The organism is Duganella sp. Root1480D1 (assembly GCF_001427305.1).
Taxonomy (GTDB): Bacteria; Pseudomonadota; Gammaproteobacteria; order Burkholderiales; family Burkholderiaceae_D; genus Rugamonas.
The window spans coordinates 75,294-90,962 of the sequence record NZ_LMFZ01000003.1 but is presented as its reverse complement, the minus strand read 5'-3'; the positions used below and the strand labels follow the sequence as shown (position 1 = coordinate 90,962).

General features: G+C 62.3%; 16 protein-coding genes. 5 read left to right on the top strand and 11 right to left on the bottom strand.

Annotated features, from left to right (window positions below; translation table 11 throughout):
• The first annotated feature begins 27 nt into the window (after positions 1–27).
• The 4 genes from blaOXA to ASD58_RS05045 all read left to right on the top strand — a co-directional run bounded on the left by blaOXA (position 28) and on the right by ASD58_RS05045 (position 5,021).
• Entirely contained in the window at positions 28–876 is an 849-nt protein-coding gene (blaOXA, locus tag ASD58_RS32725; protein ID WP_373994441.1) for a class D beta-lactamase, read from the top strand.
• A gap of 13 nt (positions 877–889) precedes the next feature.
• Complete coding sequence (gene ampC / locus ASD58_RS30385; RefSeq protein WP_200951569.1) at positions 890–2,683, top strand: class C beta-lactamase; 1,794 nt, start codon at positions 890–892, stop codon at positions 2,681–2,683.
• Positions 2,684–2,859: 176 nt separating this feature from the next.
• Complete coding sequence (gene nirK / locus ASD58_RS05050) at positions 2,860–4,260, top strand: copper-containing nitrite reductase (protein ID WP_082565234.1); 1,401 nt, start codon at positions 2,860–2,862, stop codon at positions 4,258–4,260.
• Positions 4,261–4,340: 80 nt separating this feature from the next.
• Complete coding sequence (locus ASD58_RS05045; RefSeq protein WP_057260018.1) at positions 4,341–5,021, top strand: Crp/Fnr family transcriptional regulator; 681 nt, start codon at positions 4,341–4,343, stop codon at positions 5,019–5,021.
• Here ASD58_RS05045 and ASD58_RS05040 read toward each other — a convergent pair.
• From ASD58_RS05040 to ASD58_RS04995, 10 genes are all read right to left on the bottom strand, one after another.
• Complete coding sequence (locus ASD58_RS05040) at positions 4,978–6,237, bottom strand: hypothetical protein (protein WP_057260017.1); 1,260 nt, start codon at positions 6,235–6,237, stop codon at positions 4,978–4,980. The two genes, ASD58_RS05045 and ASD58_RS05040, sit on opposite strands and share 44 nt — an antisense overlap.
• Positions 6,237–6,464 (bottom strand): DUF2249 domain-containing protein, encoded by a 228-nt coding sequence (locus ASD58_RS05035; protein WP_057260016.1) that lies wholly within the window; start codon positions 6,462–6,464, stop codon positions 6,237–6,239. Before ASD58_RS05035 ends, ASD58_RS05040 begins: the two co-directional genes overlap by 1 nt.
• A 10-nt stretch (positions 6,465–6,474) precedes the next feature.
• Positions 6,475–6,870: an Rrf2 family transcriptional regulator gene (locus tag ASD58_RS05030; RefSeq protein ID WP_057260015.1), complete on the bottom strand. Its 396-nt coding sequence runs from the start codon at positions 6,868–6,870 to the stop codon at positions 6,475–6,477.
• Between the two features lie 3 nt (positions 6,871–6,873).
• Positions 6,874–9,144 carry a nitric-oxide reductase large subunit gene (locus ASD58_RS05025; protein ID WP_057260014.1) on the bottom strand — a complete coding sequence of 757 codons (2,271 nt, stop codon included), beginning with the start codon at positions 9,142–9,144 and terminating at the stop codon, positions 6,874–6,876.
• Between the two features lie 91 nt (positions 9,145–9,235).
• Positions 9,236–9,487 (bottom strand): hypothetical protein, encoded by a 252-nt coding sequence (locus ASD58_RS05020; RefSeq protein ID WP_057260013.1) that lies wholly within the window; start codon positions 9,485–9,487, stop codon positions 9,236–9,238.
• A 185-nt stretch (positions 9,488–9,672) separates the two neighbouring features.
• Entirely contained in the window at positions 9,673–12,129 is a 2,457-nt protein-coding gene (locus ASD58_RS05015; protein WP_057260012.1) for an adenosylcobalamin-dependent ribonucleoside-diphosphate reductase, read from the bottom strand.
• A 65-nt stretch (positions 12,130–12,194) separates the two neighbouring features.
• On the bottom strand, positions 12,195–12,863 hold the full coding sequence (locus ASD58_RS05010; protein WP_082565233.1) for a DinB family protein: 669 nt from the start codon (positions 12,861–12,863) through the stop codon (positions 12,195–12,197).
• The gene (locus tag ASD58_RS05005; RefSeq protein WP_057260011.1) at positions 12,860–13,243 is read right to left on the bottom strand and encodes a hypothetical protein; all 384 of its coding nucleotides are present in this window, start codon (positions 13,241–13,243) and stop codon (positions 12,860–12,862) included. The genes ASD58_RS05010 and ASD58_RS05005 overlap by 4 nt, the downstream gene beginning before the upstream one ends.
• A 19-nt stretch (positions 13,244–13,262) precedes the next feature.
• Positions 13,263–14,018: a hypothetical protein gene (locus ASD58_RS05000; RefSeq protein WP_057260010.1), complete on the bottom strand. Its 756-nt coding sequence runs from the start codon at positions 14,016–14,018 to the stop codon at positions 13,263–13,265.
• 30 nt (positions 14,019–14,048) lie between these two features.
• Complete coding sequence (locus tag ASD58_RS04995; protein ID WP_082565232.1) at positions 14,049–14,639, bottom strand: DUF1439 domain-containing protein; 591 nt, start codon at positions 14,637–14,639, stop codon at positions 14,049–14,051.
• Positions 14,640–14,686: 47 nt separating this feature from the next.
• Between ASD58_RS04995 and ASD58_RS04990 the strand changes: the two genes are divergently transcribed.
• Positions 14,687–15,454 carry a DUF72 domain-containing protein gene (locus ASD58_RS04990; protein WP_057260009.1) on the top strand — a complete coding sequence of 256 codons (768 nt, stop codon included), beginning with the start codon at positions 14,687–14,689 and terminating at the stop codon, positions 15,452–15,454.
• Here the strand turns inward: ASD58_RS04990 and ASD58_RS04985 are convergent.
• The gene (locus tag ASD58_RS04985; protein WP_057260008.1) at positions 15,414–15,668 is read right to left on the bottom strand and encodes a hypothetical protein; all 255 of its coding nucleotides are present in this window, start codon (positions 15,666–15,668) and stop codon (positions 15,414–15,416) included. The genes ASD58_RS04990 and ASD58_RS04985 overlap by 41 nt on opposite strands.
• Position 15,669: the final 1 nt, after the last annotated feature.

Genomic DNA, 15,669 nt, shown 5'->3' with positions numbered 1-15,669 from the left:
CGCACGCCTGCCAACACGCGCCGCACCATGTGGGCGCGGGCAGTAACGGTCGCTGCGTTGGCTGCTATCGCTGGCGGCAATTTCGCGCTGCAGCCTGCGCTGGCGTGGAGCGTGTCTCCTTCCGCGCAGTCGGTCGCTGCGCTGAACTGCACTACCTTCGTCGACGCTGCCAGCGGCAATGCCCTGCTGCGCGAAGGAGATTGCACGGCGCGTATTACGCCAGTGTCGACCTTTAACATCGCTGTCAGCTTGATGGGCTTCGATAGCGGATTCCTGAAAGACCAGCACGCGCCGCTGCTCCCTTATCGCGAAAGCTATCGGGCTTGGAACAAGGAATGGCGGCGCGACATGGACCCGAGTCAGTGGATCAGCTACTCGGCCGTCTGGTACGCCCAGCAAGTCACGCAGCACATTGGCCGCGAACGATTCGAGCGCTATGTGCAGGACTTTGGCTACGGCAACCGCGACACCGGCGGCGACAGGAGCAAGGACAACGGCCTGACCTGGTCGTGGGTCGGCTCCTCGCTGCAGATCTCGCCGGACGAGCAGACTAAGTTCCTGCGCAAACTGGTGCGAAAGGAACTCCCTGTTTCGCAACACGCTCACGAGCAGACCGCGCGCCTGCTGAAAGTGAAAGACCTGCCCAATGGCTGGCAAGTCTTCGGCAAAACCGGTACCGGCGCCCCGGTGGGCCCGGACGGCAAGGACGACTACTCTCGGTCCTACGGCTGGTTCGTCGGCTGGGCGACCAATGGCCAGCGCACCATCGTGTTCGCGCGCCTGGTCCAGGACGAGACTTTGATCGAAGGTGCCGCAGGCCCGCGCACCAAGGAAGCCTTCCTGCGCGAACTCCCCGCGCAACTCGCAAAACTCTAAACCGAGGATAAAAATGAAACGCAAAATCTTCGCCCTGCTTGCAGGGCTGGGCCTCCCTTTGCTCGCGTATTCTGCAGAGCACTGCCTGGCGATGGCCGATGCAGCCACGGGCAAGTGGCTGGTGCTCGAAGGCGTCTGCGATAAGCGTCTGCCGCCGATGTCGACCTTCAAGCTGCCGATCGCGCTGATGGGCTATGACGCGGGCGTGCTGTGGAACGAGCATGCGCCTGTGCTGCCCTTCAAGCAAGGCTATGTGGATTGGCGCCCCGTGTGGCGGCAAGCGCACGACCCGAGTTCCTGGATGAAGGAGTCCGTCGTCTGGTATTCGCAGCAAGTCACGCTGCAACTGGGCGACGAGCAGTTCGCCAATTACGTCAAGCGCTTCGGCTACGGCAATGTGGATGTCAGCGGCGATCCTGGCAAGGACAACGGCCTGTCCAATTCCTGGCTCGGCTCCTCGCTGCGCATTTCGCCTGACGAGCAGATCGGCTTCCTGCGCCGCATCGTCAACCGTGAGCTAGGCGTCAAACCCACGGCCTATGACACAGCCAGGACGCTGGTCAAATGGCCCGAAGAAGTCGGTGGTTGGCAGGTATTCGGCAAAACAGGCAGTGGCAGCGACGGCGGCCGCAAACTGGGCTGGTACGTCGGCTGGCTGGAGCGCGGCGAGCAGCGCGTCGTCTTCGCCCAGGTCGGCGACGCGAACGGGATGCAAGTTCGCGATGACTTCCTGCGCGGCCTGAAAGTACGCGCTGCGGTGGAAGGCGTTATCCCATCGCTGATGGCGGAGCAGCAGTTGCCCGGCATGGCTGTCGCCGTCACGCTGGATGGCAAGCCTTACTACTTCAACTACGGAATCGCCTCGCGCGAAACCAATGCGCCGGTCAGCGAAAACACGCTGTTCGAGATCGGTTCCGTCAGCAAGACCCTGACAGCCACGCTCGGCACCTGGGCGCTGGTTCAGGGCAAACTGTCGCTGGATGCGCATCCTTCGCGCTACCTGCCGCAACTCAAAGGCAGCGCGATCGACAAAGCCACCATGCTCCATCTCGCCACCTACACCGCTGGCGGACTTAAGTTGCAGTTCCCCGACGAAGTGCGCGAGGGGCAGGAAATAGGCTTCTTCCGCGCATGGAGGCCAGATGCGGCGCCGGGGACCATGCGACGCTACTCGAACCCCAGCATTGGCCTGTTCGGGCACGCGGCAGCGGCGGCCCTGGGAATAGATTTCGCTACAGCGATGGCGTCCAAGATCTTCCCTCGCCTCGGCATGAAAAACACATACGGGAATGTGCCGGCGCACGCAATGCCGGATTACGCCTGGGGCTACGACGACGGCAGGCAAGTCCGCGTGAATCCCGGCCCCTTCGATGCGGAGGCATATGGCGTCAAAACCAGCAGTACAGACCTGCTGCGTTTCGTGCAGGCGAACATCGATCCGAGCCACCTGGAGCCGTTCATGCGGCGCGCCGTGGCGGCAACCCACGTGCCTTACTTCGAAGCGGGCCCGCTCTGGCAAGGCCTGGGCTGGGAACAGTTCCCCTACCCGGCCACGCTGGAACGGCTGCAAAGCGGCAGCGCGTCGGCTGTTACCCGTGAACTGGTCGCGGCCAGGCGGCTCACGGCAGGCGACACGCCAGGTGGCGCGACCCTGTTCCACAAAACTGGTTCCACCAATGGCTTCGGCGCCTATGCCGCCTTCGTCCCGCAGAAGAAGATCGGCATTGTCATGCTGGCAAACTCCACCTACCCGAACGCGGACCGGATCAAGGCCGCCTACGCGATCCTGCAGCAACTCGCACCATAACCCTTGCAAACGGCCTTCTCACGACTTGACCTAGATCAAAAATATCTAACTTGCATTGAGAATACGCAGATCTTTCCGATTTTTTGACCTGCGTCAATTCAATAACATGCATGTAAAACATAAGATTTAGCTGTCAAACGGCGCAATCCCGTGCCGGACAAACCTGTGAGAAGAAAATGAAACCGACCCTGATGTCCAAAGCCATCGCTGCACTGGTGATCGGCGCCGCTAACCTGGCGCCAGCTTATGCACAACATGGCCAGCACGGCGGCAGCACAGCCGTTCAATATCGTCCTGACGTGACCTTTACCCTGCATACCGATATCGCAGACGGCAAACTGGTCTTCATCAGCGACGCCGGCGAATCCAAGGGTAAGGCAAATCCTACCTTGCGCGTGCCGGAAGGTGCTGTGGTGCAGATCAACCTGGTCAACGGCGACGGCGCAACCCACGACATTTCGGTGCCTGACTTCAAAGTCAAATCGAACCAGTTGAAAGACAAAGGCGCCTCGACCGCCGTCGTGTTCAAGGCCGACAAGAAAGGCGAATTCACCTACATCTGCTCCCTGCCCGGCCACGTAGCTGCGGGCATGATCGGCAAGATCATCGTCGGCGAGGGCGAGCTCAAAGCCGCGCCAAAAGGCGTCGACATTTCGCGCAATCCAACCGAAGTTGGTGCGCCGGTCGGCAAGCGCGGCCCGCAAACCGTGAACGTCAAGCTCGATACAACCGAAGTCCTCGGCCAACTGATGGACGGCACCACCTACAAGTACTGGACCTTCAACAGCAAGGTTCCAGGCCCGTTCATTCGCGTCCGCGTAGGCGACACCGTGAACGTGGACATGTCCAACGACAAGGACAGCCACATGATCCACTCGGTTGACTTCCACGCAGTGACCGGCCCCGGCGGCGGTGCGGCGGTGACCCAGGCAGCTCCCGGCAGCACCAAGAGCTTCACGTTCAAGGCCCTCAACCCAGGCCTGTACGTGTACCACTGCGCTACCCCAATGGTTGCACAGCACATTTCCAACGGCATGTACGGCATGATCCTGGTCGAACCCGAAGGCGGCCTGCCAAAAGTCGACCGCGAGTTCTACGTGATGCAGGGCGAGCTGTACACCGCGCAGAAGCACGGCACGCCAGGCGAAGCCGAATTCTCGCTGGATAAACTGCTGGCCGAACAGCCGGAACACCTGATGTTCAACGGCACCCACGATGCACTGACCAAGACCCACCGCATGGAAGCCAAGGTTGGTGAAACCGTCCGTATCTTCTTCGGTGTGGGCGGCCCTAACGCAACCTCCAGCTTCCACGTGATCGGCGAAGTATTCGACCGCGTCTACAGCATGGGCGACCTGACCTCGCCTCCACTGCAAAACGTGCAGACCACCACGGTGGCTCCTGGTGGCGCAACGATGGTCGAGTTCAAGACCGAGGTGCCTGGACGCTTCATCCTGGTCGACCACGCGTTGTCGCGGATGGAGAAAGGCCTGGTCGGCTTCCTCTACGTGACCGGCAAGGAGAATCCAGAGATCTTCCGGACCAGCAGCAAGCCTGACGGCGATTCGGGCCACTAATCCGCAGGATTAACACCGACATTACCTTAACCAGGACAGGACCCGCACCGCGGGTCCTTTTGCCATTTCAGGAGAACCAAATGCCAAGCCCCAAAATCGACCCCCGCGAGTTCCTCAAGCGACTGCCCCTGTTCGCAGACCTGTCGCCGGAGGAGCTGACGCTGGTGGCTGCCGGCACCACCGAACACCACATCCCGCGCGGCAGCGCAGTCTTCCAGCGCGGCGATCCATGCCTCGGCTTCCACATGGTCATTTTCGGCCAGGTCAAACTCAGCTTCCTTTCGGCCCAGGGCAACGAGAAGATCGTCGAGATCATCGGCCCGGGCCACAGCTTCGGTGAAGCGCTAATGTTCATGGAAAAGCCGTATATCGTCACCGCCCACGCAGTCAGCGATTGCATGCTGCTCCACATTTCCAAGCACACCGTGTTCGCCGAACTGGCGCGCAATGCGCAGTTCGCGCGCCGCATGCTGGCCGGCATGAGCCGCCGCCTGCACGGGCTGATTTCGGACGTGGAAGCCTACTCGCTGCGCTCAGGCAGCCAGCGCATTATCGGCTATCTGTTGAAGGATGATGATGCGGGCGACGGTTCGGAGATCACGCTGGCCGTCAGCAAGAAGCTGCTGGCGTCGCGCCTGAACCTCACTCCGGAATACTTCTCGCGCGTGCTGCACGAGCTGGCCGACCAGGGCATGATTGCCGTGAACGGCCGCCTGATCAAGATTCTTGATTCTGCTCGTTTGCGAGCTTACGAAGGCTGATCGCAGCCAGCGCCAGGTCGAAACCCAGGCGCATGCAGGAAACTGCCAATACCGCACCCGCCGCCTGGGCAAGCCAGCCGGGTGCGATGGCAGCGGCAAGCAGCATCGCCACGCTGGCAGCATGCCAGGCGAATTGCACGCGCGGTTCGCTGTCAGGCATCAACTGACGCACGCCCGGCACGTCGCAGCCGGCGTGCTGGCCGTGGTACCACAACAGGAATGGCACGATCTTGTACAGCATGCCGTTCACTGCCGACATGGCAAAGCCGCCGATAAACATCACGCCGAGCACCAGTGCCTTGTCCACGCCGCGCGGGCAGAGGAACACGGCGACGCTGGCCAGCAGCGAGCCGAGCGACAGCCACCAATACCAGGTCGATACGTCAGCCGCGCGCTTGCGGCGCAACAGCAGCACCAGCGTGTAGACCGCAAACAGCGCCAGGCAAACGCTCACCAGGCCCGCCCCGATCCATTGCCACGGCTGGTTTAGCAGGTAGCCAACGGTCCACAGCGCCAGGCCGCCAAGGCATAGCGGCGGCAGCGTGAAGGCCAGCTGGCGCGGGAATAACTGGGTGGACTGGAACATCGGCACCACCTGGAACACCACCGACACCACCAGCACGCCGACCCAGCCCACCAGCGCCCAGGCGGCGTGTACATTGGTCCATTCCATCACCCGCAGGCGCACGGCGCCGACCAGGAAGGCCGCCAGCGTCACGCCGATCGCCACAGCGCAGGCCAATGCCACCACCGCCTGGCGCATGCCCGCGACAACGGGCAGCGCATTCGGTGCAGAGCGCTGCGCCAGCGCCCGTGCCAGAACGGCAACAAGAAGGATAAAGGCGCCGGCCAGCAGGATGCCGGCCGCGCGCAGGCACCAGGGCAGGCCATGCAGGAAGCCCGCCGCCAGCAGCAATGCGCCGCCGGCCAGGGCAGCCCAGATCACGGGGCCGAGCCGGCGCGCCCAGTGCAGCTCGACGCCGGCAACCACCGGCACCATCTGCAGCAGCGATCCCGCCATGGCCATGCCCAGAAAACCGAGTGTCAGCAAATGGGTCACGGCCAGGGTGGCCGGCGCCCAACGCGTGCTCATCGCTTCGGCGCCCTGCCAGACCAGCAGCAGGCCGGCCAATGCGCCGAACCACGGCGCCGCCAGCAGGAATCGCAGCGGCAGCGCCAGCCCGGGCGTATGCTCGAAAGCCAGCTTGCGTTGCATCAGTCGGCGTGGGCAATCAGGATTTCGTAGATATAGTCGTCGCGCATCGACGTGGCATGCTTGTAGCCATTCTTCTCGAGGATGCGATACAGGGGGACCGGTTCGCGGTCGATGACCATGCGGATATGCTGGCCGGGTTGCAGCAGGTCGAGCGCTTCCAATACGCGCTCCATCGGTTCAGGCGGCACCATGCCGCACAGCTCCAGCAAAATTTCAGGCGCACTCATGATGGTTCCTTCAGATGAGGTCCGCCAGGGTCTGGCGGTCGAGATGACCGAGGTAAGCCTCGGTCGCCTTGTGCAATCCCGCCTGCAGCCGGCAGGCGCCGGCCAACTGGCAGGTATTGCGCGTGGCGTTAAAACATTCAACGATCGTAAAGTCGGCTTCGGCCAGGCGCACCACGGCGCCCACCGAAATCGAAGCCGGCGGCTGCGCCAGGCGCAGGCCACCGGCCCGTCCGCGCCAGGTGGCTACCAGCCCGGCCTGGCCGAGCCGGTGAGCCACCTTGCGCAGGTGATGTTCGGAGATGCCGTGTGCCTTGGCGATCTCCTGCACGGTCACCAACCTGCCCTGCTGCCGGCCCAGGTACATCAGCAGGCGCAAGGCATAGTCGGTATGGCCCGTGAGGCGCATTGCTTAGTTCTCCAGCGCCACGCCTTCTGCCACGGTCTCTTCCTTCTTCGCCTTGCCGATCAGGCGCAGGGCGAACAGGGCGAGGAACAGGCAGCCAATCGCAAACACGATGTCGCCAGGAACGCGCAGCCAGACCGCGGTTTCCATGAAGGTGGAGTGAACCACTTCCGGCGAGCGGGCGTACCACATGCCCTTGGTGATCGCGGCGGCAGCTTGGTAGATGCCGGCAGGGACCAGGGAGATGAACACCATCATGGCCAGGCCGATATTCAGGCACCAGAACATCGATGCCAGCAGCTTGTCCGACCACGCGAAGCGGTCAACCAGGCCGCGCAGGCAGAACAGCATCAAGCCGATACCCAGCATGCCGTACACGCCAAACAGTGCAGCGTGGCCGTGTGCAGCGGTCATGTTCAGGCCTTGCATGTAGTACAGCGCAATCGGAGTGTTGATCGAGAAGCCCAGCAGGCCAGCGCCCACGGTATTCCAGAAGCCTACGGCGATGAAGCACAGGATGGCCCACTTGTAAGCGCCAACCCAAGGAGCGGATTGCGAACGCTTGTAGTTACGATAGGCTTCCATGCCGATCAGCGACAGCGGAACCACTTCCAGGGCCGAGAACATGGCGCCGATAGCGATCACGGACGTTGGCGTACCGGTGAAGTACAGGTGGTGCAGGGTACCCAGGATGCCGCCGAACAGGAACACGATGGTTTCCAGGATGATGGCGCTATTTGCCGAAGCGGCGCGGATCAGGCCCAGGCGGGTGAACAGCAGCGCGATAACAGCGGTGGCAAACACTTCGAAGAAGCCTTCCACCCACAGGTGGACCAGCCACCAGCGCCAGTACTCGATCATCGAGTAGTGGGTGCCCTTGCCCCAGGTCAGGGAAGTAGCGTAGAAGCCGCCAATGCACAGTGCAGCCAGGAACACCATGGCGATGATGCCGCGGCTTTCCGATGGTTTCTTCAGCGCTGGCCACAGGCCGCGGCCGAGCAGGAAGGCCCAGAACAACAAGCCGATGAACAGCAGGATTTGCCATACGCGGCCCATCGAGGTGAACTCGAGGCCCTGGTTACCCAGCCAGAACGAGAAGTCGACGCCCTTGTGCTGCAGGGTGCCCAGCCAGCCGGTCGCGGTCGAACCGACTACGATGAACAGCAGCGCATAGAACAGCACGTCGGTGCCCAGCTTCTGGAACTTCGGTTCCGCGCCCGAGATCGCAGGAGCGATATACAGGCCGGTAGCCAGCCAGGCGGTAGCGATCCACAGCACGGCGAACTGGGTGTGGATGGTACGGCTGACGGTGAACGGCAGCACATTGGCCAGCGGGATGCCGAAGAAGCTCGAACCTTCCACCGCAAAGTGCGCGGTGATGACGCCCATGCCGACTTGCGCCAGGATCAGGCCGATCACGACCAGGAAGTACTTCTTGGTGGCCTTCATCGAAGGCGTGGCCTTCAGCGAGAACAGCGGATCGTTCTTCGGTGGTACAGGATCGTCTTCTTCCTTGTGCAGCGAGTGGAAGAACAGCATGCCGGCGATGGCGCCGATCATCAGGATGATCGAAGCGATCGACCAGATGCCGGCACCGGCGGTCGGGGTATTGTCGATCAGCGGTTCATGCGGCCAGTTGCTGGTGTAGCTCAGGCCAACTTCGCCTGGACGGTCGGCAGCGGCAGCCCACGAAGACCAGAAGAAGAAGCCGGTCAGCGCAGCGCGGTCGGTCGCTTCGGGCAGCGAGTTAGGCGCCATCGCGTATTGTTCGCGCAACTTGTCGTACTGCTCGGCGTTGCCGAACAGGCCAGCATAGTGGTTTGCCACGGTGCGAACCGCTTCAGCGCGGATGGCCGACAGTTTCACTTCATTGGTGTCGGCGCTATAGGTGTTGGTGCGCAGTTCGGTTTTCACCAGTGCATCAACGTGGGCTTTCGCGCCGGCTTCGAGCTGGGCGTAGTCCTTGTTGAAGTTCTTGCGTGCGAACAGGTCTTGCAGCGCGACTGCCTCGCGGTGCAGCCAGTCGGCAGACCAGTCAGGCGCCAGGTAGGAGCCGTGGCCCCAGACGGTGCCCAGTTGCTGGCCGCCTGCGGACAGCCAGGCGCTCTGGCCGTATTTGACCTGGTCAGCCGTGTACAGCACCGAACCGGTGTCGTCGACGACTTGCGCTATTGGAGGCGCTTTCAGGTAAATTTCGCGGCCCACCCAGCCCAGTACCGAAAACGATAGCAGGCAGATAATGGCGAGCCACGTCCATAACTTCTTAGTGGCGTGCATGATAGCTCCTTTTGTGGTGTTTCAAATGTATGTTTTTCGCCAGAATACAGCCGCCACTCGGGCAGCTCACATGATCCAGGTCAAGTCTTGCTTAATGGCCGCCGCAACCGCCGCAGCAGGTGTGGCTGCGCTGTTGTGGCGCAACAGGTGGGTAGCCGTGTTCTTCCAGCAGCTTGCCCAGGTGGTGGACGCTGGTCAGGGAGTCGTCGAAGACCACTTCAACGTGGGCAGCGCCGGCTGGCGCGTGTACGCCGCGGATGCCAGGGACGGTGCGCAGCAGGTCAAGCACGCGGGTGACGTTGGCGGCGTCCAGGGTGGAAGCAAGTTGGAAAGAATGATGCATTTGTAAGTCCTCCTCGGGGTTGGTGTGGGAGGAAGTTTAGGGAGGGGTAGTTTTTTCGTCCTTGACGCAGCTTAAGCAAAAACCGGTAAACCGGTGTCTGACCCGCACGGTCAGACACCAACGGTTTCGAAGCCAGTGGTTATGGTTCGTGCCGCAGACACGGTCTGCCCCTGGTTTACCGGTTTTCAGCCACATCCGCCCATGTAATGACACTCAACGCATCGAGTGCAGCCATCAACTTTGTGAAGCGCCCTCGCCCCGCACTCCGGGCATTTACCCGCCGACTGCGATGGCGCGGCCATTACCTCCGGCGCCACATGCCCCGTCGACGCACACCGCACCGCCAATTGCGGCACCGGCACCTGATTGCCATACGCATCCAGGAACCCCCGCCGTATCAAAATCCGCTGCAAGGTAAACGCAATCGCCGCCACCTCCGAGTCGTGATAAACCGGCACCTGCACCCCATCCTCGCGCGTCAACAGCCCACAGCGCACCGGCCCCTTCTCCCAGGCCACTTCGCGCATATCCGCCAGCGCCTTGGCAATCGAACTCCCGGCCCGAGCCGCCATCGACAGCAGTCGCATGGACGAAGTAATCCACTGCTGCCCATCACTGCGCTGATTCGCCGGCATGAAGAACTCAAACGGCCGTTCAATCCGCACCGGCGTCCCATCCAGCGTGCCATCCACAGTAATGAAGCTCACAGTCAGGTAAGCCGACTTCTTGCCCTCCTGCGTCCAATATTCAACTTTAGAGGTCACCGACTCCAGCTCACCCAGTGGACGCCCGTCAAACCGCTTGCGTAAAGGATCGTCATCACGCAGCACCGGCACGACGGAAGCCGCAGCCGCCGTTTCAGGCGCCACGCTCAGGACGCTGCCCGTCACAGAGTTCGGACGGAAGGTAGCCAGTCCTTTCAGCCCCGCCACCCAAGCCTCGGTGTACAGGTCCTTGAAATCCTCATACGGATAATCTTCCGGCACATTCACCGTCTTCGAGATCGCCGTATCGACGAAAGGCTGCACGGCCTCCATCATGCTCACATGGTCCAGCGCCGCCATATCCAGCGCCGTGACGAACTGCTGCGGCAACTGCCCCATCTCGAAGCCCATGTGGCGATACAGGCGCCACGCGTGGTCCGCCACCTCGTAAGAGCGAGACGAGCCATCCGGCATGCGCTTGCGGCGCTGGTAGACCCAGGAAAACGCAGGCTCGATGCCGTTGGAAGCGTTATCCGCAAACGCCAGGGTAATCGTGCCGGTCGGCGCAATCGACAGCAGGTGCGAATTGCGGATGCCATGCTCGGCAATCGCCTCACGCAAGGCATTCGGCAAGCGGCGCACGAAAGCCCCTTCCAGGTACTGCTCCCTGTCGAAGAACGGGAAAGCCCCCTTCTCCTGCGCCAGCGCCACCGAAGCGGAATAGGCCGCATCGCGCAAGGCCTCCGCTATGCTGGCCGCCATCGAACGGCCGCTCTCGGAGTCATAGCGCATGCCCAGCATCACCAGCGCGCTGCCAAGGCCAAGGAAGCCAAGGCCGATGCGGCGCTTGGCTGCGCCCTCGTCGGCCTGCTGCGGCAAAGGCCACTGGGTCGCATCCAGCGCCAGGTCCAGCATGCGCACTGCGACGCCAGCCACCTGGCGCATCGCCTCATAGTTGAACGAAGCGCGTTCGGTGAACGGGTGCTGCACAAAACAGGTCAGGTTCAGCGAGCCCAGGTCGCAGCAGCCATATCCAGGCAGCGGCTGCTCACCGCAAGGATTGGTGGCGCGCAGGGTTTCGCAGTAATACAGGTTGTTCTCGGCATTGATGCGGTCCACGAACAGCACACCCGGTTCGGCGTGATCGTAGGTGGAAGTCATCACCTTGTCCCACAGTTCGCGCGCCGGCACGCGGCGATAGACCCACAGGCCATCCTCGCGCTGGCGCGCACCGGCAGCCAGGTCCTCATCACCCGGTTCGACCTTATGCACCAGTTCAAACCCGGAATCGGAAGCCAGCGCCCGCATGAAGCCATCGGTCACACCGATCGACAGGTTGAAGTTGCGGAAGCTGCCATCATCCTTGGCGGCGATGAAGCGCTCGATATCGGGATGGTCGATGCGCAGCACGCCCATTTGCGCACCACGGCGCGCCCCCGCAGACTCCACGGTCTTGCAGGAAGCGTCGAATACCTCCATATACGACACCGGCCCGGAAGCCCGCGATTGCGTGCCCTTCACCTTCGCCCCTGCCGGGCGGATAGCGCTGAAATCGTAACCCACGCCGCCACCGCGGCGCATGGTCTCCGCCGCTTCCGCGACGGCCGTGTAAATGCCGGGCAGGCCATCGTCCTCCCCGGTCACCGAATCGCCCACCGGCTGCACGAAGCAATTCATCAAGGTAGCCTTCAGGCCCAGGCCGACGGCGGAATTGATCCGCCCGGCAGGTACAAAGCCATTCTCCTGCGCCCACAGGAATTTCTCTTCGAGGCCGTCGCGCAGCTCCGGCGCCTCCAGCGCGGCAAGTGCGCGCGCTACGCGGCGGCGGACGTCGATGATGTCCTGCTCATCCCCCTTCGCGTATTTTTCGCGCAGCACGTCCAGCGAGATTTCCTGGGGCGGCATGGGGTTGCCGAACATTTTTTCGTTTGCATTCATGGATAGTCCTGCTCAGGTTAAAACTGAGCCTGACTATCCCTGAATGCCGGGGCAAATTCCTTGATTCAGGATAAGTTTGGTGGCCAGATTTCCTCTTCCGACCAGCCCAACTCCCTGAAGTCCTGCGCCCGCAGCGGCGCCTCGCCCGCCGCGAAGAATTCATCCAGTTGCGGCGGCGCGACGGGCGTGGAAGACAGCATGGCATGCACCTGCCCGCGATGATGGATCTGGTGGCCGAAAACATGGGCCAGCAAGCGCTGGCGGGTATCGCGCTGCAGAACGCCCTCGCCCCGGTCGATGACGACAAGCCGGCCTAGCCCCTCGTCGCACAAGGATTGGCAATACGCGATCAGGCGCTGGTCTGAAGCACGCTGCGCCTCCCAAAGCGCCGCACAAGTATCAAACGGCTGCTCCACCGCAAAAAACTCGCCGCGGTAGTCAGGATGCGGCGGCAAACTGCGGCTCTCTCGCTCCAGCGCATCGATATAAAACCAATCCACGGTAAGGATATGATTGAGCGTAGCCTTAATCGACGGAAAAAAACCCGTCCGCCGCGCAACGAAATCCTCCAGCGACAGCTGCGCGCAAGCCCTCAACAGCCGATGGTTAGCCCAGCCATTGTTATAAGCCTCAGTCAGAAAATGCCGCGAAAGCCGATTACTGCCCAGCTCGTGTCCCCCCCTGGGGTCACACCCCAAGTGTGACACGGCCTCTGCCGTTCCTGGTTTAGTCATTGGGTATGCAGGTAGCTGATGCCCGGCGCATCTTCAAGAATCGACCGCACTGCCGTGTACAGTTCCGCCACCACCGTCGCGCGCGGGTCGCGGCCGGCCAGCCGCTCCATCAAGCCGCAATCGGCGAAGACATACGCCTGCCAGCCCTCTTCCGCGCTGGTGCAAGCGACGTACAGCTCGCAGTCATCCGCCGCCACCGGCACACACCACGCGAAATCCTCGGGAATCACCTCGCCGAGCGCATGATAGCCATGCGTGGGCAGTTCATTGGCCATCCACTCGGCCAAACGCATGCCATAGATACCGGGATTGGTCAGTTTGTCCTCATCCGCAACGATTTCGAAGCGGGACGACTGGAACATCAGGACCGGGCTATGCATTCTGATGCTCCTTTCATTTTCAGCTTCGCGGCACTTGCGCGAACGCGGCATTCAAACGCCGCACCGTGGCGTCGTTCATTGACGCCGTATGCCGGTTCCAGCGGTCCATCGTATGTTGCAGTTCGCTCTGCAGGCGCTTGGCGAGCTGGTACTCGCGCATGCCCGCCGCCCAGATGGCAAACTCCGCACGCGCATCGAAACTGCCGAAGCGGTCGACGGCATTTTCAAACTCCGCACGGGCTTCATCATTTCGGTTCGCAGCGGCAAACGCCTTTGCCAGTAGCAGGCTGCACTGCTCGGCGCGGTAATTCGCGTCGGTGCGGCGGATAAACTCCAGGTGCTGGATGGTCTTGTCGTGCGCGCCGACTGCCAGGTTGGCCCGCGCCGCGCCGAGGCGGATCTCCAGGTCCGAGCCGAAAGCACCCTGCAGGCAAGCTTCGTAGGTGGTGGCCGCTTCGGCCGCCTCACCCGCTTCCAGCAGAGCAGCAGCAAGACGCATCTGGTTCTGCGCGGTCGGCGTGAAGTTAAAAGCATCGCGGGCTTCGCGCAATTCGCGGCCCGGGTCGAGCATGCGGCCCGCAGCGGCAACGGCTTTGCGCGCACCGTGTTCCAGGCGCGAGCTCGGCAAGTACACGGCAAAGAAATACACCAGGCTGCCCAACAGCGGGAAAGAGAACAGGATCAGCAGCCAATACAGCTCCCGCCCGCGGCGCACCGCGTGCACGGCAAAAAAGATGGCGACCAAAATATGCAGACCCAGACCGAAAACCGGCATTTCTCTCTCTCCTAATAGTTGAAGTTTCGATTATAGACGACCATCACGCAAGGGTTCCAGGTGAATACTGAGACCGCTTGCTGAGGTGCGGATGGCAGTCGGCACGAACTGCACGCCGGCGTATCGCAGCTCATCCGGACGCCAGGTGTAAATCGGCGTCTCGCGCGCCAGGTTATCGGCCAACAGCCGCGCGGCACCGGCGACCTGGCGCTGCGTGCGCTCATCCAGCCCGTCCAGCGTGAATTCCTCCACGCGCGCGTCAGCCAGCATGACGGCATTGCGCGACTGGTCGATGTTCAAGCGGCCCGACAGCGACAGGCTGCCGGTGAACTGCTGCCGCATCAGCGGCGACGAGACCGTCAGCATGGCAGCAAGCGCGATGCGGTCATTGGACAGCGTGGAAAGCCGCGGTTGCTCCAGGCGCAGCTCGAATACCGCCAGCGCACGATGCTCAAGCGGGAAGCGCTGGTCGATATTGCGTTGCAGCCGGGCCAGCGGGACTTCGTAATCGCGCGGGCCGGCAAAGCTTGCGCAGCCGGACAACAGCACAGCCGAGCCGCCGCCAGCAACTAACACGGCAGCGGCGATGGCGCGGGTGGCAAGGCGTCTGTGTGGGGTCATTTGAGGCTCCTGTGTCATAGTCGCAGCCATGATAGCGGGGATCGCATATGCAACCTGTAACCATTGGTATCGCTGGATGGGCTTTGCCGCGCGCCGATGCGGACTTGTTTCCGCCGGCCGGCTTTGGCAGCAACCTGGCGCGTTACGCGGCGCTGTTTGATGCAGTCGAGATCAACTCGTCCTTCTATCGCCCGCACAAGCCGGAGACTTATGCGCGGTGGGCCGACAGCGTTCCGCCAGGCTTCCGTTTCGCCGTCAAACTGCCGAAGTCCATCACGCATGAAAAGCGCTTGCAGGATATCGGCGCGGACCTGGACCGCTTCGCGGCCGAGACAGGCGCGCTGCGCGAAAAGCTGGGCTGGATTCTGGTGCAGACACCGCCCAGTCTTCGTTTCGACCCGGCCGCAGCGAGCGCCCTGTTCGCAGGCCTTAGCGAGCGCCTTGGCAGCGGGAAGCGTGTGCTGCTGGCCTGCGAGGCGCGCCACGGCACATGGTTCGGCGACGAGGCGACCTCAATGCTGCGCAAGATGGGAGTGACCCGGGTAGTGGCCGACCCGCCGGCCGGCGAGCCTGGGCCATTTGTGGCGACGCGCGACGACGCAGCCTACGTTCGCCTGCACGGCAGCCCGCTGATCTATCGTTCAATCTACGAACCCGAGCGCCTGGATCAAGTCGCCGCCTGGCTGCGCAACCAGCGCGGCAACTCATTAGTCATTTTCGACAATACAATGTCCGGCACACAGGTCAGGCAGGCAAGGCAGCTCCACGCCCTGCTTACTCCACGCGCCCCTGTTTTTTCTTCACCTCCCGGATGATCCGCTTCGCAAAATGGCCGTAGCAAGCAAAGACAGAAAACATCCCGACCAAGGCAAAGATCTTCGGATCGACTGCGCCCAGGCCGATTGATTCGAGATTCTGCTGAACCAGCATGAAAGCCCCCCACAGCACCACGATGCACACCATCCCGGCAAGGCCCAGCCGATAGACCGGCCAATAGCCGCTCAAATGCGCGCGCACCCACTGCCACATG

Excerpts from the sequence above, each read along its gene's own strand:
- ASD58_RS05045 (WP_057260018.1), top strand. The coding sequence starts at position 4,341 with ATGCCAAGCCCCAAAATCGACCCCCGCGAGTTCCTCAAGCGACTGCCC.
- nirK (WP_082565234.1), top strand. The coding sequence starts at position 2,860 with ATGAAACCGACCCTGATGTCCAAAGCCATCGCTGCACTGGTGATCGGC.
- ASD58_RS04985 (WP_057260008.1), bottom strand. The coding sequence starts at position 15,668 with ATGTGGCAGTGGGTGCGCGCGCATTTGAGCGGCTATTGGCCGGTCTAT.
- ASD58_RS05030 (WP_057260015.1), bottom strand. The coding sequence starts at position 6,870 with ATGCGCCTCACGGGCCATACCGACTATGCCTTGCGCCTGCTGATGTAC.
- ASD58_RS05010 (WP_082565233.1), bottom strand. The coding sequence starts at position 12,863 with ATGACTAAACCAGGAACGGCAGAGGCCGTGTCACACTTGGGGTGTGAC.
- ASD58_RS05005 (WP_057260011.1), bottom strand. The coding sequence starts at position 13,243 with ATGCATAGCCCGGTCCTGATGTTCCAGTCGTCCCGCTTCGAAATCGTT.
- ampC (WP_200951569.1), top strand. The coding sequence starts at position 890 with ATGAAACGCAAAATCTTCGCCCTGCTTGCAGGGCTGGGCCTCCCTTTG.
- ASD58_RS04995 (WP_082565232.1), bottom strand. The coding sequence starts at position 14,639 with ATGACCCCACACAGACGCCTTGCCACCCGCGCCATCGCCGCTGCCGTG.
- ASD58_RS05015 (WP_057260012.1), bottom strand. The coding sequence starts at position 12,129 with ATGAATGCAAACGAAAAAATGTTCGGCAACCCCATGCCGCCCCAGGAA.
- blaOXA (WP_373994441.1), top strand. The coding sequence starts at position 28 with ATGTGGGCGCGGGCAGTAACGGTCGCTGCGTTGGCTGCTATCGCTGGC.
- ASD58_RS05000 (WP_057260010.1), bottom strand. The coding sequence starts at position 14,018 with ATGCCGGTTTTCGGTCTGGGTCTGCATATTTTGGTCGCCATCTTTTTT.
- ASD58_RS05035 (WP_057260016.1), bottom strand. The coding sequence starts at position 6,464 with ATGAGTGCGCCTGAAATTTTGCTGGAGCTGTGCGGCATGGTGCCGCCT.
- ASD58_RS04990 (WP_057260009.1), top strand. The coding sequence starts at position 14,687 with ATGCAACCTGTAACCATTGGTATCGCTGGATGGGCTTTGCCGCGCGCC.
- ASD58_RS05040 (WP_057260017.1), bottom strand. The coding sequence starts at position 6,237 with ATGCAACGCAAGCTGGCTTTCGAGCATACGCCCGGGCTGGCGCTGCCG.
- ASD58_RS05020 (WP_057260013.1), bottom strand. The coding sequence starts at position 9,487 with ATGCATCATTCTTTCCAACTTGCTTCCACCCTGGACGCCGCCAACGTC.
- ASD58_RS05025 (WP_057260014.1), bottom strand. The coding sequence starts at position 9,144 with ATGCACGCCACTAAGAAGTTATGGACGTGGCTCGCCATTATCTGCCTG.